The following is a 25,699-nucleotide window of genomic DNA, read 5'->3' as shown; positions in this document are numbered from 1 at the left end:
ATGCTGATTTCCTGCGGCGACGCGCTGATCGATTTCGTCCCAACGCAAAATGCTGTGGGCCGCGAGGCGGTGATGCCGGCGGTCGGCGGCTCCTGCCTAAACGTCGCGATCGGCATCGCGCGGCTCGGCGCACCCACGAGTTTTGTCGGCGGCATCTCGACTGATCTGTTCGGGCGCATGATCGCGGATCACGCGGCGGCGTCGAACGTTGAGCTCAGCCTCGCCACGCGTAGCGATCATCAAACGACGCTCGCCTTTGTCCGCATTGTCGCCGGCGAGTCGCACTACGCCTTCTATGACGCCGAGACCGCGACGCGGAACTGGATGTTTCGGCGAGGAAGCATTCCTTTCGATACGGTCGAGGCCGTTCATGTCGGCTCCACCACGCTGGTCAACGACCAGGGCGCAGCCGAGACCAAGGCGCTGATCGCCGATGCGAAGGCGTCGTCGACGATCTCGTTCGATCCGAACTGCCGCCCCAATCTGGTCAAGGACAAGCGAGCTTATCTTGCGCGCATGGCCGAATTCGCCGCCAGCGCCGATCTCATCAAGATGTCGGATATCGACTTCGCCTATCTGTTCGGGGAGGAGCCGTATCAGCAGCGCGCGAGTGCGCTGCTGGCGCAGGGCGCGAGCCTTGTCGTTATTACCCGCGGCAACAACGGTGCCGTCGCCTGGCATGCAAGCGCCGGTGAGATCGAGGTTGAGGCACCGAATATCGAGGTCGCCGATACGATCGGCGCCGGCGACAGCTTTCAGGCCGCCATGCTGTTCGCCCTGCACAAGCAAGGCCGTCTCGCCCGATCGCAACTGAAGGACATCAGCACTGACGAGCTCCGCCGTGCGCTGTCCTTTGCCGCCAATTGCGCCGGCCTGACCTGCACCCGCCCCGGCGCCGATCCGCCCTGGAGCCACGAGATCAGCTGGAGTTGGTGAGGCCGCAGGGCTTCCGCGATGTTCCGGTGGAGTGCGGCCATGCGCCAGCCGAAATGGACAGGGCAGGTTTGCGCTGGCAAGGTCCGCGCATCCTGACGCGAGCGTGCCACGATGAGCGACGATCTCTGTTTCCTCTCAGCCACCGAACTGCGCGAACGCATCGCCAGCAAGAAAGTCTCGCCGGTCGAAGTCACCAGCGCGGTGCTCAAGCGCGCTGAAGCGCTGCAGCCCGAGCTGAACTGCTTCGTCACGATCTGCGGCGACGAAGCAATGGAAGCGGCGCACGAAGCTGAGCGCAAAGTAATGGCTGGTGGGCCGCTCGGTCTTCTCCATGGCCTTCCCGTCACGATCAAGGACATCGTCAACACCAAGGGCGTGAAGACCACCTTCGGCGCTGTTCCCTACAAGGACAACGTCCCCAATGAGGATGCCGTCGCTGTCGCGAAGCTCCGCGCGGAAGGCGCGATCCTGATCGGCAAGACCACGACACCGGAATTTGGCAGCAAGTGCGTGACCGACTCGCCGCTGTTCGGGCGTACTCGCAATGCCTGGAGCGCGGAGCGTTCGTCCGGAGGCTCCAGCGGCGGTGCGGCCGTGGCGGTGGCGAGCGGCATTGCGCCGCTGGCGATTGCGACTGACGGAGGCGGTTCGACGCGGATTCCCGCCGCCTGCAACGGTGTGGTCGGGCTGAAGCAAAGCAACGGCGTGATCGCGCACAGCCAGGCGTTGGATGCGTTCGGCAACCAGACCTATGTCACACCGACCACGCGCACCGTTGCCGACACCGCGCTGATGATGCAGGCGATGGCTGGCGAGGACGCCTGCGATCCCTGGTCGATCGGCGTGCCCGTGCCCGATTTCATCGGCACCGCCGCTCCGCGCGGCGACCTGCGCGGCCAAAAAATCCTGTTCTGCGCCTCGCCGCCCGGACGCCCGGTCTCTGCGGATGTCGCCACGGCTTTCAAGGCGAGCCTCGACCGATTGGCGAGCCTTGGCGCCGAACTTGAAGAGTTCTCCGGCGAGGGTTACGACGTCGAGCCGATCTGGCGCGCCATCAACCACACCGTCTGGCGTTCGCGGTTCTCCAAGCTGGTGGCCGAGCATGGCAGCGTCTTGAGTGAAGCCTTCGTCAAGCAGATCGCGCTGGCCACCAATGTCAGCGGCGTTGACTATCAGGAGGCGATGTTCGCGCGCACAGCGTTGTTCCGTCGCGTGCAATCCCTGCTTGCGCGCGGACACCTCTTGGCGATGCCGACCATCACTCGCACCGCGCTGCCGATCGACCAGGACCTGTTCGGCAAGATCGAGATCGACGGCCACTGGTTCGATAGCGTCCGGCCGCACTGGTTCCCCTGGACCATGCCGTTCAACATGACCGGCCACCCCGCGATCAGTCTGCCCTGCGGCTTCGGCCGCGACGGCCTGCCGATCGGGCTCCAGCTCGTCGGCCGCTTCCGGGCGGATGCGGAATTGCTGCGGGTGAGCGCGCTGTTCGAGGCCTCCCACGACCTTCTCGCCCGCCGGCCGGAATGACGGCATGCACTGGCCGCAAAGGGCTTGCGTCCGGCGTCCGGACATGTTGATCGTGCCGCTAATGAGCCCTGACCCTGATCACGCATGAGCGTATTTGTCCTCCGACGTGTCCTGACCTTGCTGGCGACGCTGGTCGGAGCGTCCGTGATCATTTTCCTGGTGCTGGATGCGTTGCCGGGCAATGCCGCCCAGATGCTGATGGGTGCCGATGCGTCGGCCGACGCGGTCCGTGCCCTCACGGTCAAGCTCGGACTCGATCAGCCGTTGGCTGTCCGGTATCTCCAATGGATCAAGGGACTGTTCGTCGGCGATCTCGGCAATTCTTATGTCTACGGCACGCCGGTCGCCAGCCTGATCGTGGAGCGGCTGGTGCTGACCATCCCGCTCGCCATCATGTCGATGCTGATCACGGTGGTGTTGGCGCTCTCGGCCGGCATCTACACCGCGGCCAACCACAACAAGCTCGGCGACGTCGGCGTGATGTCGCTGACGCAAGTGGGCATCGCGTTGCCGAATTTCTGGTTCGCAATTCTTCTGGTGCTGCTGTTCGCCGTGCGGCTGCAATGGCTCTCCGCCGGCGGCTTTGCCGGTTGGGATGACGGCATCTGGCCGGGGGTGAAATCGCTGCTGCTGCCGTCGATCTCGCTCGCCGTGGTGCAGGCCGCAATCCTTGCCCGCGTCACACGCTCTGCGGTGCTGGAAGTGCTGCGCGAAGACTTCGTCCGCACGGCGCGCGCAAAGGGGCTCGGCAAGCGTGAGGTGCTGTGGAGCCATGTGCTGCGCAATGCCATGATCCCCGTGATGACGGTAATGGGTCTCCAATTCGCCAACCTGCTCGCCGGCACCATCGTGATCGAGAATGTGTTCTATCTGCCCGGCCTCGGCCGGCTGATCTTCCAGTCGATTGCCAATCGCGACCTGATCGTGGTGCGCAATTGCGTGATGCTTCTTGCCGCCATGGTCGTTATCGTCAATTTCGTGGTCGACGTGCTCTATGCTTTCATCGATCCCCGCATCAAGGTGCACGACCTGTGAGCGCGCAGCTATCCACTCCGGTTGACGCGCCGATCACAACGCGCTCCTTGCCGGCAAAGACCTTCTGGGGCCGCGCGCTGCGCCATCGCAGCTTTGTGTTGGGCGGCGCGCTCAGCCTGCTGGTGGTGGTCTCGGCGTTGCTTTCGCTGGTTTGGACGCCCTGGTCGCCTTACGAGATCGACATCGCCTCGAAGCTGCGGCCGCCGTCGGCGGCGCACTGGCTCGGTACTGATTCGTTCGGCCGCGATATCGTCTCGCTGCTGCTCGCGGGCGCGCGCTCGACCATCCTGGTCGGCATCATCGCGGTCAGCATCGGTCTTTCCTTCGGCGTCTGCCTTGGCCTGATCGCCTCGGCCAAGCGCGGCTGGACCGAAGAGATCATCATGCGCTTCTCCGACTTCACCTTCGCTTTTCCGGCGGTGCTCTCGGCGATCATGCTCGCCGCGGTCGCAGGCCCGGGCATGGTGACCTCGATCATCGCGATCGGCATCTTCCAGATCCCCACCTTGACCCGGCTGACGCGCGGCTCGGCCAATGCGATCTGGGCGCGTGAATTCGTGCTGGCGGCACGTGCTTCGGGGAAGGGCGCTTTCCGCATCACCATCGAGCACGTCTTGCCGAACATCCTGTCAATCCTGATCGTGCAGGCAACCATTCAGTTCGCGCTGGCGATTCTCGCCGAAGCCGCGCTGTCCTATCTCGGCCTCGGCACCCAGCCGCCCCAGCCGTCCTGGGGCCGGATGCTGAACGATGCGCAGACCATGCTGTTCCAGTCGCCGATGCTCGCGGTCTATCCCGGCGCGGCGATCGCGATCGCCGTGCTCGGTCTCAATCTGCTCGGTGATGGATTGCGCGATCTGCTCGATCCGCGACTGGCGCGCGAGCGGTGACGATGGCTGGTCCCGCAACCCTGATCGAGGTCGATAATCTCGGCGTCCGCCTCAACACCAGCCGCGGTCCGGCGCAGGCCGTGCGCGGCGTCAGCTTTGCGCTGAAGCGCGGCGAGACGCTCGGGCTTGTCGGTGAATCCGGATGTGGCAAGTCGGTCACGGCGCTGTCGCTGATGGGGTTGCTTCCCGACAGCGCGGTCGTCACGGGCAGCATCAAGCTTGACGGCAACGAGCTCGCCCGCCTTCCGGATGCGGAATACTGCAAGCTGCGCGGTAACCGCATCAGCATGATCTTCCAGGAGCCGATGACGGCGCTGAACCCGATGCACACGATCGGCCATCAGGTCGCCGAGCCGCTGCGGCGTCACAAGAAATATTCCGCCGCGCAGGCGCGCAAGGAGGCGATCGCCTTGCTCGACCGCGTCGGGCTGCCCGATCCCGCCAAGCGCATCGATGCCTATCCGCACCAGTTCTCCGGCGGCCAGCGCCAGCGCGTCACGATCGCGATGGCACTCGCCTGTGAGCCTGATCTGTTGATTGCAGACGAGCCGACCACCGCGCTCGACGTCACCATCCAGGGCCAGATCCTCGATCTCATCGCTGATCTCGTCGAGGAGCGGGGCATGTCGATGATCCTGATCTCGCATGATCTCGGCGTCATCGCCGAGAACGTGCAGCGCATGATGGTGATGTATGGCGGTACCGTCGTCGAGAGCGGGCCGACCGACGAGGTATTTCGCCGCATGGGCCATCCCTATACGCAAGGCCTGTTCCGCGCCCGCCCAAAGCTCGGCGCGCGCAAGGGGACGCGGCTGACGACGATCTCGGGCACGGTGCCGGAGCTCGCCGATCTGCCTGTTGGCTGCGCCTTCGGCGATCGCTGTCCGCTGGTCCTGGACAAATGCCGCGCGGCGCTGCCGCCGATGGTCGAGGTCGGCCCCTCGCACGTCGTGCGCTGCGTTCGCACAGATGTCTCGATGGCCGCGAATGTCGGGGCGCTGTCCGCATGAGCGCTGTTCCACTTCTCGACGTCAAGAATCTCGAGCAGCGCTACATGCTGCCGCGCGAGAGTCTGTTCCGTCCGCCGGGCCAGGTCCGCGCGCTCAATGGCGTCAGTGTGCAGGTGCAGGCCGGCAAGAGCCTCGGCATCGTCGGCGAGTCCGGCTCGGGCAAATCGACGTTTGCGCGCGTCGTGATGGCGCTGGAGCGGCCAACCGCGGGCGAGGTGACGCTGCTCGGCCGCGATCTGAACCGCATCTCGCCCGATGAACTGCGCCGGGCGCGGCGCGATTTCCAGATGGTGTTCCAGGACCCTTACGGATCGCTCGATCCGCGCCAGACCATTGCGCGCATTGTCGCCGAGCCGCTCACCGTGCTCGATGACGCCGACCGCACGATGTTCCGCGCTTGCGTCGCGACGGTGCTGAAACAGGTCGGCCTGCGCGAAGCGGACATGGACAAATATCCGCACGAGTTCTCCGGCGGTCAGCGCCAGCGCATCGCGATCGCGCGCGCGCTGATCACCCAGCCGAAGCTGATCGTCGCGGACGAGCCCGTCTCCGCGCTCGACGTCTCCGTGCAGGCGCAGGTGCTGAACCTGATGCAGGACCTGCAGGAGCAGTTCGGCCTCAGCTACATTCTGATCAGCCACGACCTCGCCGTGGTCGACTATCTCTGCGACGAGGTCGCGGTGATGTATCTCGGCCGGGTCGTCGAGCAGGGGCGCCCCGAGGATCTGTTCGAACGCTGCGCCCATCCCTATACGCGGGCGCTGCTGGATGCGGTGCCGCGGGCGCGTGCCGGTGGCGGCCGGCGGCGGCGCGGGGCCCAGGCGATCGCCTCGCGCTCGGCGGCTGCGGCCGGATGCCCTTACGTGGCGCGCTGTCCGCTCGCCGACCAGCATTGCCGCGAGGTTCCGCCCTTGCTACGCAAGGTGGGCGAGGGCCATCTCGCCGCCTGCCACAAGGCGGAGGCCGTGATGGCATTGCCGCAGGTGGGCCTGGAAGGCTAATGTCGGGTACGGAATTGGTGTAGCCTCAGATAGAAGAAGGCCGGGGAGTTTGGGCATGTTGAAGAAGCTAACGATCGTCGCTTTTGCCGCGGCATTGGCCGCGGCGCCGCTGCCGGTGCTGGCGCAGAGCAAGAAGGACAGCGTCGTCATGGGCATGACGCTGGAGCCGCCGGGGCTCGATCCCACCAACGCCGCCGCCGCTGCGATCGCCGAGGTCACGCTCTACAACATCTACGAGACCCTGACCAAGATCAACGAGGACGGCTCGGTCTCGCCGCTGCTCGCCGAGAGCTGGACCGCATCGCCCGACCTCAAGACCTATACGTTCAAGCTGCGCAAGGGCGTCAAATTCCAGAACGGCGAGGCCTTCGATTCCGCCGCCGTGAAATTCTCGTTCGAGCGCAACGCGGCCGCGAACAGCACCAACAAGGACAAGAGCCTGTACCAGGCGATCGAGAAGATCGATGCGCCCGACGCCGATACGATCGCGCTCACGCTGAAATATCCCGAGCCGAACCTGCCGTTCCTGCTGGGACAGGCGAGCGGCTCGATCGTCGAGCCAAAGAGCGCGGCGACCAACATCACCCAGCCGGTCGGCACCGGGCCGTATCAGCTTGGCGCCTGGGTCAAGGGCTCCTCGCTCACGCTGAACAAATGGGCCGACTACCGCAACGCGTCCGCGATCAAGCTGTCGAAGGTGACGATCCGCTTCATCGGCGATCCCGCCGCGCAGATCGCAGCGCTGTTGTCGGGCGACGTCGACGCGTTCCCGCGCGTCACCGTCCGCGGCGTCGCCCAGTTCAAAAGCGATCCGCGCTTCACCGTGCTGATCGGCGGCTCCAAGGCCAAGACCATCGTCGCCATCAACGAGAAGAAGAAGCCGCTCGACGACGTGCGCGTGCGTCGCGCCATCCTCGCCGCCATCGACCGCAAGGCGATGATCGACGGCGCGGTCGAAGGTTTCGGCACGCCGATCGGCAGCTTCTACACGCCGGGTTCGCTCGGCTATGTCGACACCACCGCAATCAACCCCTACGACCCCGAGAAGGCGAAGAAGCTGCTGGCAGAAGCCGGCATCACCACGCCGCTCGAGCTCAGCCTGAAGCTGCCGCCGCCGCCTTACGCGCGGCAGGGCGGCGAGATCCTGGCAGCCCAGCTCGCCAAGGTCGGCATCGTCGCCAAGATCGAGAACGTCGAATGGGCACAGTGGCTGTCGCAGGCCTTCGCCCCCAACGGTCCGCACAATTACGACCTCACCATCGTCTCCCATGTCGAGCCGTTCGATCTCGTCAAGCTGACCGAGCCCGACTTCTACCTCGGCTACAACAGCGAGGCCTTCAACGCGCTCTACAAGCAGATCGTGTCGACGCCCGACGAGGCCGGCCGCGCCAAGTTGCTCGGCGATGCCCAGACAATGCTGGCGACCGACGCGGTGGCCGGCTTCCTGTTCCAGCCGCAATGGCCAACGGTCGTCAACAAGAAGCTGAAGGGCGTCTGGAAGGAAGTCCCGCAGTTCGAGAATGATCTCTCGGCCTGGTCCTGGGAGTAAGCAGGACCGCGTCATCGGTCGGCACTGTCGCTTCTGCAATGGCCTCTTCCCATCGGGAAGAGGCCATTCGTTTTGGCCTCCCAAAAACACAAGCTGAAAACAACCCCATGCACCGTAGAGATCGGTTTGAAAGGCTTGAAGAAATTTCGGACGCGACGAAATACCTTGCTCCGTCGGGCAAAACACCGGCATAATGCCAAGATCGGAATTGCCGGCACGCGGTAGCCTTATGACTCGTTGCGGAAGTGGCGGGCGCGACGCATGGTTCGCCGACCATCAAGGGCATGCTGGCTGCCGAGGGCAGCCGTTGACCCGGAGCGGTCATCCGCACCGCAACCACTTGGCACGGACATCATAGTTGATGTTGCTCCCGGTCGATTCATGACTCGAATCGGGACCCGCTATCGCACGCAGCATTTGATCTTCATCAAGGGTGATCGTTGGTGCAATGTCATCCTGTTAATTGACGGGCCACGCTTCGCCGGCGTCCGAAATAGGGGCGGCGAGTTGAGGTGAAGGAACATGCTCAAGCACACCGCCGCAGCCGCAGCCATCGTAGCTTTCATGCTCTCGCCCGCCCTGGTGCACTTGCTCGCGCCGGACTTCTGGGCCGGGCCGCTCTTCGCGCAGGAGGCCTCCGCCAAGGACCTCGGTCGCAACGCCAAGCTTGCCGATGCTGCCTCGATTAACGAGGATCTGATCGATGCCGCCCTGGGCGGCAAGGCGGATAAAGTGGCTGAAAAGGTGGCGGCGATGCGCAGGGCGCTCCCGATGCTGCGTCCGTTGCTCGACGCCGCGACTTTCGACGCGCTCGCCCGCGAGCTGACTGCCATGGAGCAGGCGATGGCCGGGAAAGACCTGCCGGCGATCGCGCTTGCATCTGTCGAAGCCTATCGCGTCATCGAAGCTGCGACCGATCCTGCGCAGCGTCCCTCGCCCATCGAGGTCGCGATGCTGGACTATTCGGGGTTCAAGCTGAGTATCCTGGCAGCGGGGCCGGCCGCAGAATGGGCGGCCATCGGAGCCACAGCGAAGGACTCGGACAGCAATTGGTCAGCGCTGGCAAAAAACGTTCGCGACTCCGGCATCCGCGATCTGGCTGCAGCAATCCAGGATGGGCTGAGAAGCGCCGTGGCGCGCAAGGACATCGAAGGCGTGAAATTCGCGGCGAAGCTTCAGCTCGGCATAGTCGATGTCCTTGAGGGATACTTCAAGCGCGCCAAGAGTCGATAAGCAGAAACGGCCGCGCCTCTTCGCTGCCCGGATTGCTTCGCCTTCCAGTCTTGCACGAGGCCGTCCGATTTCCGCTGTTGGGCCCATCGCGACGAAATCCGCCCGCCACCCGCATGTCGGCTCTGAGAGACAAGACCGGACCTGATAGAGATCGGGCAAAGCCGTCGCGTTTGACCCCAAGAGGACTTTATTGCCTCATTTGTTTTTGAGGCGGCGGCGTCGGTCGATTCCTCGGCCAATCCGGCTGCAAATACGACGGACCGGCATATCCTCCGCCGCCCGACGCGTACCCGCCTTGGCTGGTTCCAGACGAAGAACGCGGAGGAGGAGGAGGCAAGCACCTTCCGTGAACCGACCACATGCCCGGGGGGCAGTGCTGCACGCACTGTGTACCGAGCAAGACGGTGCCGGGGGGACACTGGGCGCGCGCCGGGACGGTGGCGGCCGCGAGCGCAGCAGCGATCAATAGGGCCTGACATCGCATTGGGTGCCTCCCTGGGTCGAAAGGATCGTCGACCCTGCGGATCTTGCATGGAGAGCAATAATATGCCGTCCGGCGCTGCCGTTGATATTTGTCAAACCAGCATCGCGACGAATGATTTCCGCGTCTCATCGAAACAAAAAACCCACTGGCCGCATCAGCCACTTACCGCGTCCTCCAAGCCGTCGGCTCACGTCGCACTACGTGAGTCAGCTCATGGCCCATCGCCACGATCTCGGTCCGGCGCTTTGATGTCCGGAATGACGGGTAAACCTGACGCCGCTGCGATCAGGCCGAACCGACGCGATTGCCCCATATCGGAAGTCGCAGCCGCTTCATTGAAAATTGAGCATTCTGCGCCCTAACGGTTGCCGAAGCTTATTTTACAACCTAATCACGCTTAGGCGGCCTAGAATTGAAGGGGTGCCGTGCGAAGGCGATGTCTGCTGCCGGGCACTCACACGAAGCGAACTTATTTGGAGCAGCACTTTGAACCGGATCGTTCTTGCCTTCGCTGCAACAATTTGCGTCTCCTCGATGAGCCACGCGCAATCCGGACAATCGAAGGGCACTGCGGCGATTTTGCCGGATGTTGCCATGCTCATTCATGGACCTGGCGGTGAATCCTCATACAAGTTGACGAGTACGACAGATGATTCCGTCACTCTCGAAGAGCTTGGTGATCGACGCGTGCGTGTTGAGATACGTCAGATTCCAGACAAGCGATGCGTCTTTGTCTCCACAAGTCAGGAAAAGAATGGGCTCGATGTAGTGCAATTAGACTTTACGAAGTTCGATGGAACGTATCAGCTATGGGAAGCTTGCCGCGGGCCGGCCGACGCTCCTCCCGAAAATCGGTGCACATACTCCCTTCATTTCAGTTCGCAGAAGCAGGCTTTTTGTTATTCGCGGTTTTCAAAACCGGATTTTGACTTGAGCAAGATTCCGTTTCCTGATGGTGCCTGCCGCTCCTACGCGCTCGGCGCGCGAGAAAAGAAATTCTACACAAAGTACATCGATGCTTATGAGCGCGTTAAAGAGCGATGCGGGGGGTAGATGCTAAACGTTGAGCCAGTCGATGCAGCAGGCTTGGAATGAAGAGAGTCTGGGTCTATCTCGTTTTCGGCCCAATCTTCGGCGTGCTTGGCTCACTTCTTTGGGCAATCATCCGGGATGGAGCCGACGCCGCGCTTCGTGATCCTGCCGAGGGCGCGACCTTGGCATATGTCTTTGGTTTTTTTGTTTCTTGGCTGTCGCTTATGGTCGATGTCGGCTTGTCGCGGGCCGTCCCCATTGTGGTGAGGGCACCGTTGATCGCTGCAACTGGGGCAGCAATCGCATTCGCTTGTTTCGTCGTCGCCCTTGGGCAGGCTCCGCCATTGCAGCACTTCGGTCTCGTCGGTGCCGTTGCAGCGGGTTCCATGGGAATGTGTTCGCTGCTCGCGAACAACTACTCGAAGCCCGAAAGAGCATAAGAAGTTTGGACTCACTTCATGTCGGCTTGTGGCCCCATCGCTGCCGCATGCCACGGCCGAGGATATGTCGGCTGTCAGGGCCAGACCGGAACTAACTTAACAGGGCTAAACCGTCGTGATTGACCCACAACGGACCTCGGGCCACTTGCCATCCGCTTATCCTTTGGGATACTCCCCGGCGGCCATAGGCTCGGCAATTGTGCTGCCTCAGTGGCGCTCCGAATGAATGCCGAGATCAGCTTCGATTGTTACTACCCGGAAGATTGCGACCATATTGAGGGCTGCTATCGTCTCCCCGGCGAGCAGTGGCGAGTGTTCTACTTCACCCGCTGGTGGCAGGGAAAGTCGGAAGTTCGACCAGACGCGATCTGGAGGAGCGGAATCGGGGGAGTCCAAGTGAATCACCCCAAAGATGCTGTCCTCAACAACTCTGTCGTAATGCAAGTGCTATCGAGTGCACTCGGCGTCACGCACTGGACTGAGGTTAGCGGTCCCGACTCTCTCCAGCTCAAATAGCTTGGCGTTAGCCAACCTCTAAGAATGGACACAGAAACGGCGCGCCGCTAGGCACGCGATAGCCATGAACGAACACGAGACCCTACGCGCCCTCCAAGCCAGCATCTGTGCGGCTTGGATCGATCTACTCCGGGGGAACCGAGGCGCCGAAGGGGACCCCGACCAGTATTACGCCCTGAGCGTCGAGAACATCCGAGGCCAAGGCGAGGAGTTCGAACTGCATCTCACGTTTCGCGCTGGTCGAGCGTACTGCTGCTGCGAAGGGTTGTGTCATACCGGCGTCTTCACCAAGCAACGGTGGCGGAAGGTGCGATCAGCTCTTGCCGCCTATGGTGTCGAGCCTCAAGAGCCGCTTGTAGTGCGGATTTGCACTCAGCTAGAAGCGGGTGCGCGACTGCGTTACGGCAAGGGCGGTGAACCCGAGCCCGAGATGTACGATCAGGGGCCGTGGACGCTGACGGTCCGAGAGCAATCTCCCGGCGCTTCAAATCATCACGAATGATCCTCGACTGACGCGCCACCGGTAAGACCGCTGTTGGCCCATCGCTGCCGCATCCCGCGGCTGAGGATGTGTCGGCTGTCAGGGTCAGAGCGGACGTAACTTAAGCCGAGCCTAACCGTCGCGATTGACGCGAAGCAGACTTCGACCTCACCCGAATAGCCAGATCGACCAACCGCCTTGGGCCTATCTCGAATCTAGTTTAGCCTGAAACAGCCACATGAAGATCGCCGGAACCGAGATGATGGAAACTCAGCCAGAACTGCAAGCTCTTCGCGATAGCATCGACAATCTGGATGCAGCTTTAGTTCACATCCTCGCAGAACGATTTAAGTGCACCCAACGGGTAGGGGAATTGAAAGCTCGCCTTCGGCTGCCGTCCTCTGACGCGGCTCGCGAGGGACAGCAGGTAGAGAGACTTCGCTCACTAGCACAGGCCGCGAACCTTGATCCGGACTTCGCCGAAAAGTTTTTAGCCTTCATCATCAAGGAAGTGATCCGCCACCACGAGACTACGCGTGTCAGAGCTGACTCCAGCAGTTGATCTCGTTCAACGGAGATATGTGGCCAGGATACGAGCGACGCGAGGTATGGACTGACGATCAAAATTTCACGCAGTGCCTGAGTCTCTTGTTGGCCCGAAATAGAACTGGAGCGTCTTCAGGATGTCCACTTTGCACCCAAGAGCGGCCTCACTTCGCCAGCTCGGCTTTTCGTCTGCTCTGGGGCTGCTGGTCCGACTGGAAGTTTGCTCTGCGCGCCGGCTCTTCACTTCTTATCGTGATGCCAAACACCGTCCCAGCCGGTCCCCGGCGGCGATGACCTCAGCATACTGATCCGCTCCGGAAACACGCGCGCTGGCCAAGCTTTCGAACGAAGCTTTGGCCATATTTGCTTTCAGCGGCGTGACGGAGCGAACCCATTGAGAGCGGGAGACGTTCGCCAAATTCGATCGCCTCCCGCTGAACTGGTCGCCTATCGACAGACCCAGACGCCATTTACCAGCACGCGGGCACATGTCGGCGCAGCGACGGCTGCCGCTCCGACCGCCGCCGCTCCCACGGCAGCGCCACCAACCACCGCGCGACGGGTGGTTCGACGTGCAACACCGGCGACACTCACCGGAGTTGCAGGCCGCCCGACGCGGGCCTGTGCGCTCTCGATCGAGAATGAAAGGCCATCCTCGTTCGACCACTGTATCGAGCCCATGGCGGCGACAACCGCGAGTGCAATCCAGATCTTCTTCCGAATGACCATGGCGTTCTCCTCTTCCTCTCTCAGTTGAACTGTGACGGCGTCGAAGGGTTGGGCGCGCTTCTATGGCTTGTTTCGAATTCTGCTGGCTCCCCTCGGAGGGCTCGCGGGTGTCGATGCATTTGCGGTGTCGGCCATCTCGATACAGGTGAGAAGGTCGACATAGCTCTGGAAGCCGCCGGTCGTGGCCTCGCCCTCGCATCGATTGCGGACTGCAACGGACGTGGCCTGCCAAATGGAATCGAGCTGTTGCTTGGCAGCGGTCTCGTCCCGCATGCAATTGGCTGCGCTTTGAGGCTCGGCAAGTTTCATCGCCTTGTCGGTGTCGGCTGTCGCCTTGCAGAGCGCCTCGACATTCAATGAAGGAACGCGGTCGGAGACGGGTGTCACGGGCACGCTTGCTGATAAAGCGGCGGCAAACAGCGCAAACAGCATTTCACTCTCCCTTGACCAGAGACGAGATACGTCGTGATGATGCTATTTGCCCGGACGCCGCAGAAGTTGACCTAGCGCAAAGGGCCATCGGGAAATCACGACACGCGAATAAATTCAGCGAGACTGCTCGGTTCGCATCAATTCAACCAAAATACATTCCGGTCTAAGCGGGCAGGGTTGGTTCGACCGAAGATGGCGCACCGTCCGAAGACGATGCCCGCAGGCCGCCGCGGGGATTACCGCAAGCTTGATCGAGACGTCGAGGACTTGCGTCGGTGCGCCGCTTTGGTAGTGTTGAGGCCATGATGATCAGCACTCTCAACATCGCTTCGGTTTTCTTCCTGTCGGGCCGCTAACGGCTCGTCCGCGCCTTGCGGGCAGGAATTGGAGATCGTCCTCGCGCGCCGTGTGCTTGCGAGCGGCGTTCTCTCGATCGAACCGACCGCACTTCGCGGTCCCGCACGACGGGCCGTAGGTGCTGGCACGTAGAGAAAGCTCAGTCATGTCCCCCCTCAACGATGATCATCTGCGCAGATTCGCAGAACGCGGCTCTGTGGTTATTCCAGACGTCGCCCCACCAACACTGATCGATGCGGCAATGCGGCGGATCGACCGGTTGGTCGAACAAAATCCCCCTCCCGCCGACCGTCGCGGATTCCATTTCTATTGGGAACAGAATCCGGCCGACACCGATCCGCTGGTCGCGCTGCTGCAAGAGACAAGCGCCCGGGAGATCGTCGAAAGCCTGATCGCGCCACTGGCCCTGGCCAGGCTGGAGCAACTTCAGGTCTCGCTCAATATTCCGGTCTGGAATCATCGGCCCGGTGGGCCGCATATCGACGGGCTCAAAATCACCGAGCCGAGCGGACGCCCCGGAACGTTCACCCTTCTGGCCGGCGTATTCCTGACTGACCAGACCGCGACCGATATGGGCAATCTCTGGGTCTGGCCCGGCTCGCACAAGATTGCTGCGTCTTATCTCCGCGAGCACGGGCCCGACGCGTTGTTCGACATCGAGCACCCGACCTACCCAATGGAGCCGCCGGAACAGGTGTTGGGACGGGCCGGCGATCTCTTTCTTGGAAACTACCTGCTCGGCCACAACATGGGTGGAAACAGTTCTGCGGTGGTCCGGCGCGTCGTCTATTTCCGTCTCCAAGCGGAAGGCCATCGGACGAGATGGCGGGACTGTGTACGGGATCCGCTGCTGGAATTTGAGCCTGCACGAATGGCACTTGACCGCCCTCGGTGAGGTGCCGCTCAACCGATCCTGCGCGCTACGCGCTGACGATTGCTCACGCCACGGACCCAGCTCTGCCTGCCATCGTGTTCGATGATGACGGGCCGAGCGGCCGTGAGGAATGCAACTCCTCGTTTTGCCGTCGTCAGCACTTTCCTTGGTTGGGACAAGGCTTGCCAGAGATAGGGAGCTGGTATAATGGTTATATCAAATAATTAAATTGGGGAGATCGCCATGAGGTCCGGTGCTGTAACGGCAGCAATATTGGCTGCCCTTCTTGGAACGACGGCGCTCGCCCGCGCCGATGGGGAGAACTGCTCGCCGGTCACCACGGCATCGCTTGCCATCCCCGGCATCGAGATCGTCGCCACCAAGCTGCAGGAGGCCGGCAACGGTCTTCCCAAGCATTGCATTGTGACCGGGCTCGCCAACCGTCGCACCGGCGCGGATGGAAAGGCCTATTCAATCCAGTTCGAGATGAGGCTGCCGGCCGATTGGAACGGGCGCTTCCTGCATCAGGTCAATGGCGGCAATGACGGCGTGGTCGTGCCCGCGCTAGGTTCCAGCCCCGCGGGTCTTGGCTCGGGCGGCACGGTGCCGCTGGCGCGAGGTTTCGCGGTGCTGTCGTCGGACAGCGGTCATTCGGGCTCCGACCCCGCCAACAAGCCACTCGGACTTGCAGCAGGCGCGGCCTTCGGGCTCGATCCGCAGGCGCGGCGCGATTACGGCTACGCCGCCGACATGACGCTCTCGCCGGTTGCGAAGAAGGTGATCGCGCTGCATTACGGCCGCCAGCCGGAGCGCTCCTACATGGCCGGCTGCTCGAACGGCGGACGCCACGCGATGGTCGCCGCCTCGCGCATGCCCGAAAATTACGACGGCTTCCTCGTCGGCAATCCGGGCTTCGATCTGCCGCGCGCCGCGGTCCAGCACGCCTGGGACGTGCAGGCGTTCCTGAAAGCCGATCCGGATCTTCGCAAGTCGATCACCAAAGAGGATGCGCAACTCGTTGCCTCGCGCATCACGGAAGCCTGCGACGCACTCGATGGCGCCAAGGATGGGCTTACGTCCAATCTCGCTGCCTGCCAGAAGGCCTTCGACCTCAAGAGCCTTGTGTGCGCGCCCGGCCAGAACTCCGCCTGCCTGCCGGAAGCCAAAGTGGAGGCGCTGAAGACCAGCCTCGCCGGGCCGAAAAATTCGAAGGGCGAAGCGCTCTATTCGGACTGGCCGCTCGACGGCGGTATCGGCACCGGCAACTGGCGCGCCTGGAAAGTCGAGAGTTCGGTCCCGCCATGGAACAATTATCCGATCATCGCCACGATGGGGGCGGCGTCACTGAACTACATTTTCTCGACCCCGCCAGTTGCCGTGGAAGGCAGCAACGACAAGCTCATCGACGCGCTGAAGGCCTACGATTTCGACAAGGACGCGCCGAAAATCTTCGCCAAGGACGGGACGTTCACAGAGTCGGCCATGGACTTCATGGCGCCGCCCGACGTCGACGATCCCAAGCTCGCAGGCCTGCAAGCGGCCGGCCGCAAGATGCTCATTTTCCACGGCCAGGCCGACCCGGTGTTTTCGGTCAACGATACCATCCGCTGGTACGACCGACTGAACAAGAACGCACAGGGCCATGCCGATGGGTTCGCCCGCCTTTTCACCATACCGGGTGGGACGCATTGCGGCGGCGGGGTCGCACTCGACAAGTTCGATGCGCTGACGGCACTGACCGAGTGGGTTGAGCACGGCAAGGCGCCGGAGCGGATCATGTCCTCCATCGATCCGGCCAACAAGGATATCCCGGCGACATGGAGCGCAAACCGCAGCCGGCCTCTTTGTCCGTATCCGTCGTACGCGGCCTATTCCGGTTCAGGCGATATCGAGGACGTAGCGAACTTCGTCTGCAAGACGCCGTAGCGCGGCTGGAGCCTCGTTCCGATCGAATCGGAACGGGGCTCCAGCTTCTTGTTTTGACGCGTTTTCTTCACGCGAACCGGTATCCACTTCGCTCGAAAACGCTCTAGGCCAGTGCCTCGACGCTGCGGATCCAGTTGCGGGCCAGCGTCACGTCGGCCTGCGACAGTTGGTGTCCTGCCGGCAGGACCCTGTGGTCGACACGTGCGCCTGCGTCCGACAACAGCATCGCAAGCTTGGCCGAATTGCTGGCGGGTACGATCGGATCGGCCTGCCCAGACAGCAACTGGACAGGCTTGCCAACAAGGTTAGCCGTCGGCGGATCCGAGAGCGGCACCATCGCGCGCAGCAGCGCAGCGCCTGCCAGCACGTCCGGCTTCAGCAGCAACAGCGCGGCTGCGATGTTGGCGCCGTTGGAAAAGCCCACAGCAACGGGTGCCGCGATGCCGTAGCGCTTGCGCGCATCGGCGACGAAGTCGCCGAGCTCGAGTGCGCGTCGGCGCACGTCTTCCTCGTCGAACACGCCCTCGGCAAGACGGCGGAAGAAACGCGGCATGCCGTGCTCGAGCACGCGGCCGCGCGGCGAGAGCAGGGCCGAGTCCGGCGAGATCATCTTGCCGAGCCCGAGCAGGTCATTTTCGTCGCCGCCGGTGCCGTGGAGCAGCAGCAGCGGCGGGGAGCCCGCGCGGGTCGCGGGCTCGAAGCGATGGATGAACTCGGTCATGATGCGGTCGCTTCCAGGCTCGGCAGTACGCCCTCGATCTCCTTGCGGTGCTTCTCGAGGAAGCCGGGCAGCTTCAGGTCACGTCCGAGCGTCGCGACCGGTTCGTCGACGGCGAAGCCGGGGATGTCGGTTGCGATCTCGAACAGCACGCCGCCGGGCTCGCGGAAATAGATCGAGCGGAAATAGTTGCGGTCCTTCTGCTCGGTCGGGTGCAGGCCGTGATTGCTGACGAGCTTTTGCGCCATCTTGCCCTGCTCGGCATCGTCAGCCGCGCGGAAGGCGATGTGGTGCACCGAGCCGCCACCCTGATGGCCGCGCAGAAAGCCCTTGGCCTCGTAGATGTCGACGACGCTGCCCTCGGCATCGCCTGATGCCTTGAAGCGGATCACCGAACCCTCGCGGCCCGTTTCCTTGAAGCCGAACACGTCGGTGAGGACAGCAGCCGTCTTCGCCGCGCTGTCGAGCAGCAAGGTCACGCCGTGGAAGCCGCGGATCGCATGCTCGGAAGGCACGTCGCCATTGCTCCAGCCCGGCTCGTTCTCGGCGCCTGATATGCCGACCAGCGCGAGCGCCATGCCGTCAGGGTCGGTGAACGGCAGCACGGATTCGCCGAAGCGCTTTTCGAGCGCCTCGTAAGCAATGCCCTTCTCGATGAAGCGCTGGGTCCAGTAGCCGAGCGAGCGCTGCGGCACGCGGAAAGCGGTCTGATGGGTCTCGCCGACGCCGCGACGCCCCTGCGGCACGCCGGCCCAGGGGAAGAAGGTCAAGATGGTGCCGGGGCGGCCGGTCTCGTCGCCGTAGTAGAAATGATAGGTGCCGGGATCGTCGAAATTGACGGTCTTCTTGACGAAGCGCAGGCCGAGATCCCCAGTGTAAAAGCCGAAATTGCGGATGGGATCGCCGGCAATCGCGGTGACATGGTGCAGTCCAGACATTGTCGTCCTCCTGAATTCGGGGAGAGGGTTTTGCTCTCTGACCGGAAATATTGTTCCGCTTTGGATTGGAGACAATCCATGCAAATATGACGGCTATGTCTACGATTTGGAAACAATCGGCGAGAGCGCCCGTTGGATAAGGTTGCCAGCCTCCGGGCCTTCGTCAAAGTGGTCGAAAGCGGCAGCTTTGCCGAGGCGGGCCGGCAGCTGCGGCTGTCGCGCTCGGCGATCAGCAAATACATCGCCGACCTCGAGGAGAGCCTCGGTGTCCAGCTCCTGAACCGCACCACCCGGCACGCCAGCCCGACCGAGAACGGCCAGCGCTATTTCGAGCGCGCCGTCGTCATCCTCGCGGAGATCGAGGCCGCCGACCAGGCGGTGACGCAAGCGCAGTCGGCGCCGCGCGGCCTGTTGCGCGTCAACGCGCCGATGTCGTTCGGCACGATGCGGCTCGGGCCCGTGCTCGCGGACTTCATGGAGCAATATCCCGAGCTTCAGCTGCAGATCGTGCTCAGCGACGATTTGCTCGATCCCGTGCAGGACGGTTTTGACGTGACGCTGCGGATCGCGGATCTGGAATCGTCGAGCCTGATCGCGCGAAAGATCATGCCGGTGCCGCGCATGATCTGCGCCTCGCCGGATTATCTCGCGCGTCACGGCACGCCAAAGCATCCGCAGGATCTGCGCGCGCATGCATCGCTCACCTACGGCTTCCTGCTCACAGGCAATCAGTGGAAGCTGTCAGGTGCGGACGGCGACCACTGGATCCAGCCGGCCTGGTCGCTCTGCGTCAACAACGCCGAAGTGCTGCGCGACGCCGCGATCAAGGGCAGGGGGCTCGCGCTGCTGCCTGAGTTCATCGCGGCGGAGGCCTTGAAGAAGGGCGAGCTGCGGACGGTGCTAACAGATTATTCCGCGCCGCCGCTTGCGCTCTATGCGGTGTATCCACCGACGCGGCATTTGTCGGTGAAGGTGCGGCTGTTCATCGATTTTCTGGTGGAGCGGTTTGGAAGGGAGGATGAGGGCACGCGGCCGCGTTGATGCCGAGGCCGCTCAGAGCGGCATTCCTACGCGGTGGTTCGCGTTGAACTGCCTAGCCGTGGAGTTGCGCGTTAAGGCCGTCCCAATTCCCTTTGCGTCTGGTTGCCTCGAGAGCGCCGCTCTGGGAATTGCGACGAAAAAGCAGGCCCCTCTCGCCCGAAAGCTCCTTGGCTTTCAGGACGCGGCCATCTTCCAGAAGGATGCGCGCGCCTGCGGTGATGTAGCAGCCGGCTTCGACGATGCAATCGTCGCCCAATGAAATGCCGATGCCGGCGTTGGCTCCGATCAGGCAGCGTTCGCCAACCGTAATCCGCTCTTTGCCGCCACCCGACAGCGTCCCCATGATCGAGGCGCCGCCACCGACGTCGCTGCCGCTTCCCACGACCACGCCGGCGCTGATCCGGCCCTCGACCATGCAGGGACCGAGCGTGCCCGCATTGAAATTGCAAAAGCCTTCATGCATGACGGTCGTGCCCGCAGCCAGATGGGCGCCGAGCCTGACGCGATCCGCATCTGCAATTCGCACGTCCGCGGGCGTCACGTAGTCGGTCATGCGCGGAAACTTGTCGATGCCGGTCACCTCAAAGGCGAGGCCGCGCTTTCGCGCCAGGAGGCGCGCTTCACCGACACGAGCGGGCTCACAGGGACCTGATGTCGTCCAGGCCACGTTGGGCAACAGACCGAAAATGCCGTCGAGGTTTTGGCAATTCGGCTGGACGAGCCGGTGGCTCAACAGATGAAGGCGCAGATATGCGTCGTGGACATCCGTTGGCGCGGATGCAAGGGAGCCGATGTCCGTCCTGATGGGCACGATCTCGACATTGCGGATGTCGTCGTGTCGCGCATATCCGTCCGCCGATACGCCCAACGATTTGACGATCTCGTCGTTGGCGAGCCGGACCGTTGCCGCTTTGCCGGCCTCCGCAATCAGATCGAGCCGGAGAAACCAGGAATCCAGCACGCGACCTTCAGCGGTCACAGTCGCAAATCCCTCGCCCCGTGCGCCCCTCAGCTCCATCGCCATTTGAATGTCTCCCACTGCGATCCTGCACGTCATGCATACGCGAGTTGTTGTGGAAGTGGCAACTTCTGAACTCTAAAGCACGCCCCGTCGGCTTGCTCCGGCTCACCTCTCCCCAGCGGCGAGAGGCGGGTCTTCGGCAGGTGCGAGACAATCGTCGAGCGCGCTCATCGAGGCGTCCCGAAGCGCGGCGAGCTCGCGCGCGGACTCCTGGCATTCCGCGGGCGACATCGCCGGCGCGGCCAGCTCGATGTCACGACAGCGATCGAACAGGCTGGTAAGGCCGAGCGCGCTCGCGGCGCTGCCGAGCTGGTGCGCGGATCGCGCAAGCTGCTTGTGATCGCCGGCTGCGGCGGCGGCCGAGATGTCGGCGATCAGTTTCTGTCCGGTCTCGTCCAGGAGCTGGTGCAGCTTGGCAATCTGCGAGGCGCCGAGCAGCTCCTTCTGGTCGTCGAGAAAGTGCCGGTCGATCAATGCCCCGGCCGCAAGCGGCGCGCCCTTTGCATCATGCTCGGGCTCGTCCTCGATCGCCTCGCGCAACGCGTTGATCAGGATCGGCTTGCTCACGACCTTGGTGATCCCGGCGCCTGCGAGCCGTTCGCGGGTGCTGCGCGATACGTCGGCGGTCACGACGATGATCCGCGGCATTGGCTGGAGCGGGAGCCGGCGAATGCGTGCGGCCGCCTCCACCCCGTCCATGTCAGGCATGTGCAGGTCCATCAGGATGATGTCGAACGGCTGGCTTCCGGCGAGCGCGACGGCGGCCGCGCCGTTTCTCGCGATCGCGGCGCGATGGCCGAGCCTGACCAAAATGGCCTCGCCGACTTCGCAATTGACGGGGTCGTCGTCGACCAGCAGGACGCGGAGTTGCCGCGAAGGCGGCGGCGGCGCGCCTTGTACAATGCCGCTTGCGGCGTTGCCGAGCGGGACGACAAGCGTAAATGCGCTGCCTTGGCCTGGCGCACTCTCCACCGTCAATTCGCCGCGCATCAGCCGCGTCAGACGGCGTGCGATCGCAAGGCCAAGGCCGGTGCCGCCGAACCGCCGCGCGATGCTGTCGTCGGCCTGCACGAAATCCTCGAAAATGCGCTCGTGCATGTCGGGTGCGATGCCGATGCCGGTGTCACGAACCACAGTGCGGAGGCGCGGATGATCGTCATGCTGCTCGATCGCAGCACTCACGGAAATTCCGCCGCTCGGGGTGAACTTGATGGCGTTGCCGATCAGATTGAGCAGGATACGGTTGAGCCGGACAGGATCGCCGTGCACCGACGTGCTGACCGTCGCGTCGCAGGCGAGGTCGAAGGTCAGCCCCTTGCGGGAGGCCTGCGGACGCATCAGATCCGCCGCCGTCTCGATCAGCTGGTCGAGGCGGAAGTCGCGCGTCTCCAATGTCTCGGCGCTGGCCTCGAGGCGCGCATATTCGAGGATGGCATCGACCAGCGCGATCAGCGTTTCGCCCGAGGCTGCGGCGGTGGCGAGGTGACGACGCTGGACCTCGCTGAGCCTGCCGTCATCGAGCAGCTGCAGCACGCCCATGACGCCGTTGAGCGGCGTGCGCAGCTCGTGGCTGACCACGGCGAGGAAGCGCGACTTGGTCTCGTTGGCCTCAACCGCGACGCTGCGCGCGCGCTCGGCCGCGTCGTGCTCGGCGAGAGCCTGGTCGCGCGCTTTCTCCAGCTCGGAGGTGCGCTCGATCACCTTGCGCTCGAGCGTCGCGTAGGATTCGCGCAGATGCGCCGCCATCCGGTTGAACTGGTCGCCGAGTGCCTCCAGCTCGTCGCCGGTCTTGATGGCGAGACGCAGGCCGAGATCGCCGCTGCCGATCCGCCGCGCGCCCTGGCTCAGCATCTGGATCGGCACGGCCATGCGCCGGCTGAGCCACAGCGACACCAGCGTCGCGAAGGCCAGAAGGACGATCAGCAGAAAGGTCGACCGTCCGATCGACGCGTAGATCGGCGCGTAGGCTTCGCTGAGCGGAAGCTCCACGAACACCAGCCAGCCGAGCGAGGGGACGGTCGCATAGGTCGACAGCACGCGCTGGCCGGACAAATCCTCCTTGACCTGGCCGCCCGACGGCGGACCGACGCCGTCGAGCGCGGCGCGCACATCCGCATGCCCGGAGAGATCGCTGCGGCGGAGCGCCGGCCACAAATCCGGATGCGCGATCAACACACCGAGGCGATCGACCACATAGGCCTTGCCGCTGTTGCCGACCCTGATGCCGGCGACGAGGTCCCAGATGAAGCGCAGATTGACCTCGGCGACGACGACGTTGGGCGCGCTGCCGGTCCCGCGCGTGGCGATCGTCATGAACGGCTCGGTGTCGCCGAAAAAGTAGACCGGCCCGTAATAGGCCCGGCTTTCATTGGCGCCGCGGAAGGCGGCAAAGGAGGATTGATCGACCTGGCTGCCGATCCTGTCAGCGACGCGGCGCGACACGCGCACCTGCTCGCGGCCCTGTGAATCGAGCTGGGTGATTTCGGCAATGGCGGGCGAAAGGCGCAGCAGGCGGATGGCGTTCAGGCGCACGTCTTCGTTGGTCGAAAGCTCCGGCGGCAGGCGCGACAGCCATCTGACCTGGTTCTCGATCTGGCTGACGAACTGTCCGATCTGGATGGCCGCGCTTGCGGCCTGCTCACGCTGGGTCGCGGCGAGCAGCTGCTTCTGCTCGCGATAGGAGAACCAGACGTCGAAGGCGGTGTTGATGGCGAGCGCGGCGAAGGTGAGGGCGACGATCGCGTAGAGATATTTGCGGAACAGCCGTCCGGGAGGCGTTCGCAAATATCCCTGGTCGATCTGTTCGTTCACTCGCGGATCTCGTCGGCGCGCGCGAGCAGCGTGAACGGAATCTTCAGTCCGAGCGCGCTCGCGACTGTGCGGTTGATCAACAGCTCGTATTTGCGCGGCGATTGCACCGGCAGATCGCCGGCCTTGGTGCCGCGCAGGATCAGATCGACGTAGTCGGCCGAGCGCACTTCCAGCGTAGGCCCGTAGCTCATCAGCCCGCCCGCATCCATGAAATAGTGGAACGGATAGATCATGGGCACGCGATATTTCGCCGTGGCCGCCACGATCGCCTGCCGGTTGACCACCAGAAAGCTGTCGACGAGCGAGATCATTGCCGCCTTCGGTGGCTCGGCGAAGCGCTGAATCGCGCCGTCGATTTCGGCTGGCTTACTGATCGGCGTGAGAACCACTGTCACACCCGAAGCCGCAGCCTCCTGCTCGAGCGAGTCGAGATAGAAGCGCCCGGCGCCCGGCGTGCTCGCTGGATTGAACAGAACGCCGACGCGCTCGATGTCAGGCACGGCTTCCTTGATCAGCTGAAGCCATTTGCCGCCCATCTCGGGAGTGCTGCTGGTGAAGCCCGTCACGTTGCCGCCGGGATGAGCGAGGCTTTGCACGAAGCCATTGCCGACGGGGTCGTTGGATGTCGCGAAAACGATCGGGATCGTCTTGGTGGCCGCTATTACGGCCGCGGTTTCGACCGTCGAGCCGGTCAGGATGACGTCCGGGTTGAGATCGATGATCTCTACGACGGCAGCTTTCGTCTTGTCAGGTCCGCCGAAGCTGGAGCGAAGCTCGAAACGGAAGTTGACGCCTTCGACCCAGCCTCGTTGCCTCAGGCCGGCAATGAGCCCACCGAGCCGAGTGGTCGCAAATTCGGTCATGCTGCGTCTGGTCAGCTCGTCGTCGAGCGGCAGGCTGGTGATCGAGGCGACAATCTTCAGGCGATCTGGCGTTGCGCCGAGCGCAAGAAATCCTGCGGCGGTTGCGCCCGCAAGCCGAATGAAATCGCGGCGGGCGACCGCCGGCATAGCGCGGGCAGGAACAGGCCGTACAATCATGAAATGTTTCGCAAAAGTTGCCCCTGCCAAAAGGCATAACGCGAAAGGCTGCCGATCACAATTGATGAAAAAAAGCGCGTGTGAATGATCATTCGCAGCCACGGGCAGCCCGATACCGTATTGCTACGTGGATCGCTGTTTCGATTGATGTCTGCCCCGTGGTGCCTTGCAAGGCCTTCCGGCCTTGCAACATTTTCGTCCCTGACGAGGCGACGTATCGGGGGAGTTGATTGAGAAGCTGCCGATTTTTGAGCCGTTGTTTCAAGTTCGTTTTCGAAGGTTTATGATGCGCAAAATCTACCTCGTCCCGGCCCTGGTTGGCCTTCTCACCACCGTTGCGGCCGGGCCTCTGACGGCGCAAGGCGTTCAAGGCGCGGCATCCAAGCAGAAGGCCGCGGCGGCGCCAAAGGCGGTCGCGGCAGGTGCATCGCCGGTCGCAGCAGCCCCGGGCGCTGCCGCAGCACCGGCGGCCAGCGAAGCCGCCGCGACCGACGACAAGGCCAAGGCGGGAGACATCAAGGCGATCGACGGTTTCCGTTCGGCCAAGTTCGGCATGAGCGAGCCCGATGTCCGCGCGGCGATGACCAAGGACTTCAATCCGAAGGCCGACGCCATCAAGGCCCAGGACAATCCGTCGGAGCTGACCCACAGCGTGCTTCTCACCGTTCCGGATCTGCTGCCGAACGGTGGCACCGCCGAGCTCTCCTATGTGTTCGGCTACAAGTCCAAGTCGCTGATCCAGGTCGGCGCGGTGTGGTCCAAGGCGACCGATGCGGCGATGACGCCGGAGAAGCTGTTCTCCAATGCCAACATCCTGCGCGCCCATTTTCTCAGCGAAGGCTTCAAGCCTGATTCCATCGCGGTCAACATGCCTGTCAACGGCGGCATCGTGATGTTCCGCGGCAGCGATGCCAGGGATCGCTCGGTGATCCTGCTGCTGCAGGGCACGTTCGAGAACAAGGAGAACAACCAGCGCGTGCTCACGCCGACGAGCCTGCTGCTGTTCTATGTGGCCGACGCCAAGAGCCCCGACGTCTTCAAGCTTCCACCGGGCCAGTTCTGATCCCGGACCTTCTCACGACATTCTCCCACCCGGTTGTGGATCGGCACTGACGCCGATGAAGAG

22 protein-coding genes are annotated in these 25,699 nt (G+C 63.3%); 15 read left to right on the top strand and 7 right to left on the bottom strand.

From position 1 onward, the window contains the following. The 11 genes from M2427_RS29330 to M2427_RS29280 all read left to right on the top strand — a co-directional run bounded on the left by M2427_RS29330 (nt 1) and on the right by M2427_RS29280 (nt 12,702). A complete protein-coding gene (locus M2427_RS29330; RefSeq protein WP_280710361.1) occupies nt 1–936 on the top strand; it encodes a carbohydrate kinase in 936 nt (311 codons plus the stop codon). Between the two features lie 111 nt (nt 937–1,047). Then, nucleotides 1,048–2,469: an amidase gene (locus M2427_RS29325; protein WP_280710360.1), complete on the top strand. Its 1,422-nt coding sequence runs from the start codon at nt 1,048–1,050 to the stop codon at nt 2,467–2,469. 84 nt (nt 2,470–2,553) lie between these two features. Beyond that, nucleotides 2,554–3,504: an ABC transporter permease gene (locus M2427_RS29320; RefSeq protein WP_280710359.1), complete on the top strand. Its 951-nt coding sequence runs from the start codon at nt 2,554–2,556 to the stop codon at nt 3,502–3,504. Beyond that, nucleotides 3,501–4,394: an ABC transporter permease gene (locus M2427_RS29315; protein ID WP_280710358.1), complete on the top strand. Its 894-nt coding sequence runs from the start codon at nt 3,501–3,503 to the stop codon at nt 4,392–4,394. The genes M2427_RS29320 and M2427_RS29315 overlap by 4 nt, the downstream gene beginning before the upstream one ends. 2 nt (nt 4,395–4,396) lie before the next feature. Further along, nucleotides 4,397–5,404 (top strand): ABC transporter ATP-binding protein, encoded by a 1,008-nt coding sequence (locus tag M2427_RS29310; RefSeq protein WP_280710357.1) that lies wholly within the window; start codon nt 4,397–4,399, stop codon nt 5,402–5,404. After that, nucleotides 5,401–6,405 (top strand): oligopeptide/dipeptide ABC transporter ATP-binding protein, encoded by a 1,005-nt coding sequence (locus M2427_RS29305; RefSeq protein ID WP_280710356.1) that lies wholly within the window; start codon nt 5,401–5,403, stop codon nt 6,403–6,405. Before M2427_RS29310 ends, M2427_RS29305 begins: the two co-directional genes overlap by 4 nt. Nucleotides 6,406–6,460: 55 nt before the next feature. Continuing rightward, the gene (locus M2427_RS29300) at nt 6,461–7,954 is read left to right on the top strand and encodes an ABC transporter substrate-binding protein (RefSeq protein ID WP_280710355.1); all 1,494 of its coding nucleotides are present in this window, start codon (nt 6,461–6,463) and stop codon (nt 7,952–7,954) included. Between the two features lie 522 nt (nt 7,955–8,476). Beyond that, nucleotides 8,477–9,187 (top strand): hypothetical protein, encoded by a 711-nt coding sequence (locus M2427_RS29295; RefSeq protein ID WP_280710354.1) that lies wholly within the window; start codon nt 8,477–8,479, stop codon nt 9,185–9,187. A gap of 970 nt (nt 9,188–10,157) precedes the next feature. After that, nucleotides 10,158–10,724, top strand: a complete 567-nt coding sequence (locus M2427_RS29290) for a hypothetical protein (protein ID WP_280710353.1) — start codon at nt 10,158–10,160, stop codon at nt 10,722–10,724. Nucleotides 10,725–10,762: 38 nt separating this feature from the next. Further along, nucleotides 10,763–11,143, top strand: coding sequence for a hypothetical protein (locus M2427_RS29285; protein WP_280710352.1), 381 nt, complete (start codon nt 10,763–10,765; stop codon nt 11,141–11,143). Between the two features lie 1,256 nt (nt 11,144–12,399). Then, nucleotides 12,400–12,702 carry a chorismate mutase gene (locus tag M2427_RS29280; protein ID WP_280710404.1) on the top strand — a complete coding sequence of 101 codons (303 nt, stop codon included), beginning with the start codon at nt 12,400–12,402 and terminating at the stop codon, nt 12,700–12,702. A gap of 431 nt (nt 12,703–13,133) precedes the next feature. Here the strand turns inward: M2427_RS29280 and M2427_RS29275 are convergent, their stop codons facing one another. Together M2427_RS29275 and M2427_RS29270 are read right to left on the bottom strand one after the other, a co-directional pair. Beyond that, complete coding sequence (locus M2427_RS29275; RefSeq protein ID WP_280710351.1) at nt 13,134–13,415, bottom strand: hypothetical protein; 282 nt, start codon at nt 13,413–13,415, stop codon at nt 13,134–13,136. A gap of 60 nt (nt 13,416–13,475) precedes the next feature. Beyond that, nucleotides 13,476–13,847, bottom strand: a complete 372-nt coding sequence (locus tag M2427_RS29270; protein ID WP_280710350.1) for a hypothetical protein — start codon at nt 13,845–13,847, stop codon at nt 13,476–13,478. Nucleotides 13,848–14,349: 502 nt separating this feature from the next. Between M2427_RS29270 and M2427_RS29265 the strand changes: the two genes are divergently transcribed. Together M2427_RS29265 and M2427_RS29260 are read left to right on the top strand one after the other, a co-directional pair. Next, nucleotides 14,350–15,099, top strand: coding sequence for a phytanoyl-CoA dioxygenase family protein (locus M2427_RS29265; RefSeq protein WP_280710349.1), 750 nt, complete (start codon nt 14,350–14,352; stop codon nt 15,097–15,099). A 222-nt stretch (nt 15,100–15,321) separates the two neighbouring features. Then, on the top strand, nt 15,322–17,004 hold the full coding sequence (locus tag M2427_RS29260) for a tannase/feruloyl esterase family alpha/beta hydrolase (RefSeq protein ID WP_280710348.1): 1,683 nt from the start codon (nt 15,322–15,324) through the stop codon (nt 17,002–17,004). Between the two features lie 103 nt (nt 17,005–17,107). Here the strand turns inward: M2427_RS29260 and M2427_RS29255 are convergent, their stop codons facing one another. Continuing rightward, nucleotides 17,108–17,725, bottom strand: coding sequence for an alpha/beta hydrolase (locus M2427_RS29255; RefSeq protein ID WP_280710347.1), 618 nt, complete (start codon nt 17,723–17,725; stop codon nt 17,108–17,110). Continuing rightward, on the bottom strand, nt 17,722–18,660 hold the full coding sequence (locus tag M2427_RS29250; protein ID WP_280710346.1) for a ring-cleaving dioxygenase: 939 nt from the start codon (nt 18,658–18,660) through the stop codon (nt 17,722–17,724). The genes M2427_RS29255 and M2427_RS29250 overlap by 4 nt, the downstream gene beginning before the upstream one ends. Nucleotides 18,661–18,792: 132 nt before the next feature. Between M2427_RS29250 and M2427_RS29245 the strand changes: the two genes are divergently transcribed. Next, nucleotides 18,793–19,701, top strand: coding sequence for a LysR family transcriptional regulator (locus tag M2427_RS29245; protein WP_280710345.1), 909 nt, complete (start codon nt 18,793–18,795; stop codon nt 19,699–19,701). Nucleotides 19,702–19,753: 52 nt separating this feature from the next. Here M2427_RS29245 and dapD read toward each other — a convergent pair whose 3' ends face one another. The 3 genes from dapD to M2427_RS29230 all read right to left on the bottom strand — a co-directional run bounded on the left by dapD (nt 19,754) and on the right by M2427_RS29230 (nt 24,573). Further along, the gene (gene dapD / locus M2427_RS29240; protein ID WP_280710344.1) at nt 19,754–20,725 is read right to left on the bottom strand and encodes a 2,3,4,5-tetrahydropyridine-2,6-dicarboxylate N-succinyltransferase; all 972 of its coding nucleotides are present in this window, start codon (nt 20,723–20,725) and stop codon (nt 19,754–19,756) included. Between the two features lie 102 nt (nt 20,726–20,827). Next, nucleotides 20,828–23,533, bottom strand: coding sequence for a hybrid sensor histidine kinase/response regulator (locus M2427_RS29235; protein WP_280710343.1), 2,706 nt, complete (start codon nt 23,531–23,533; stop codon nt 20,828–20,830). Continuing rightward, nucleotides 23,530–24,573, bottom strand: coding sequence for an ABC transporter substrate-binding protein (locus M2427_RS29230; RefSeq protein ID WP_280710342.1), 1,044 nt, complete (start codon nt 24,571–24,573; stop codon nt 23,530–23,532). Before M2427_RS29230 ends, M2427_RS29235 begins: the two co-directional genes overlap by 4 nt. A 286-nt stretch (nt 24,574–24,859) precedes the next feature. Here M2427_RS29230 and M2427_RS29225 point away from each other — a divergent pair, with 286 nt between their 5' ends. Continuing rightward, entirely contained in the window at nt 24,860–25,636 is a 777-nt protein-coding gene (locus tag M2427_RS29225) for a hypothetical protein (protein ID WP_280710341.1), read from the top strand. Nucleotides 25,637–25,699 lie beyond the last annotated feature (63 nt).

The sequence above is a fragment of the Bradyrhizobium sp. BR13661 genome, from assembly GCF_029892425.1.
GTDB lineage: Bacteria > Pseudomonadota > Alphaproteobacteria > Rhizobiales > Xanthobacteraceae > Bradyrhizobium.
This window is presented reverse-complemented; position numbering and strand designations above follow the sequence as displayed.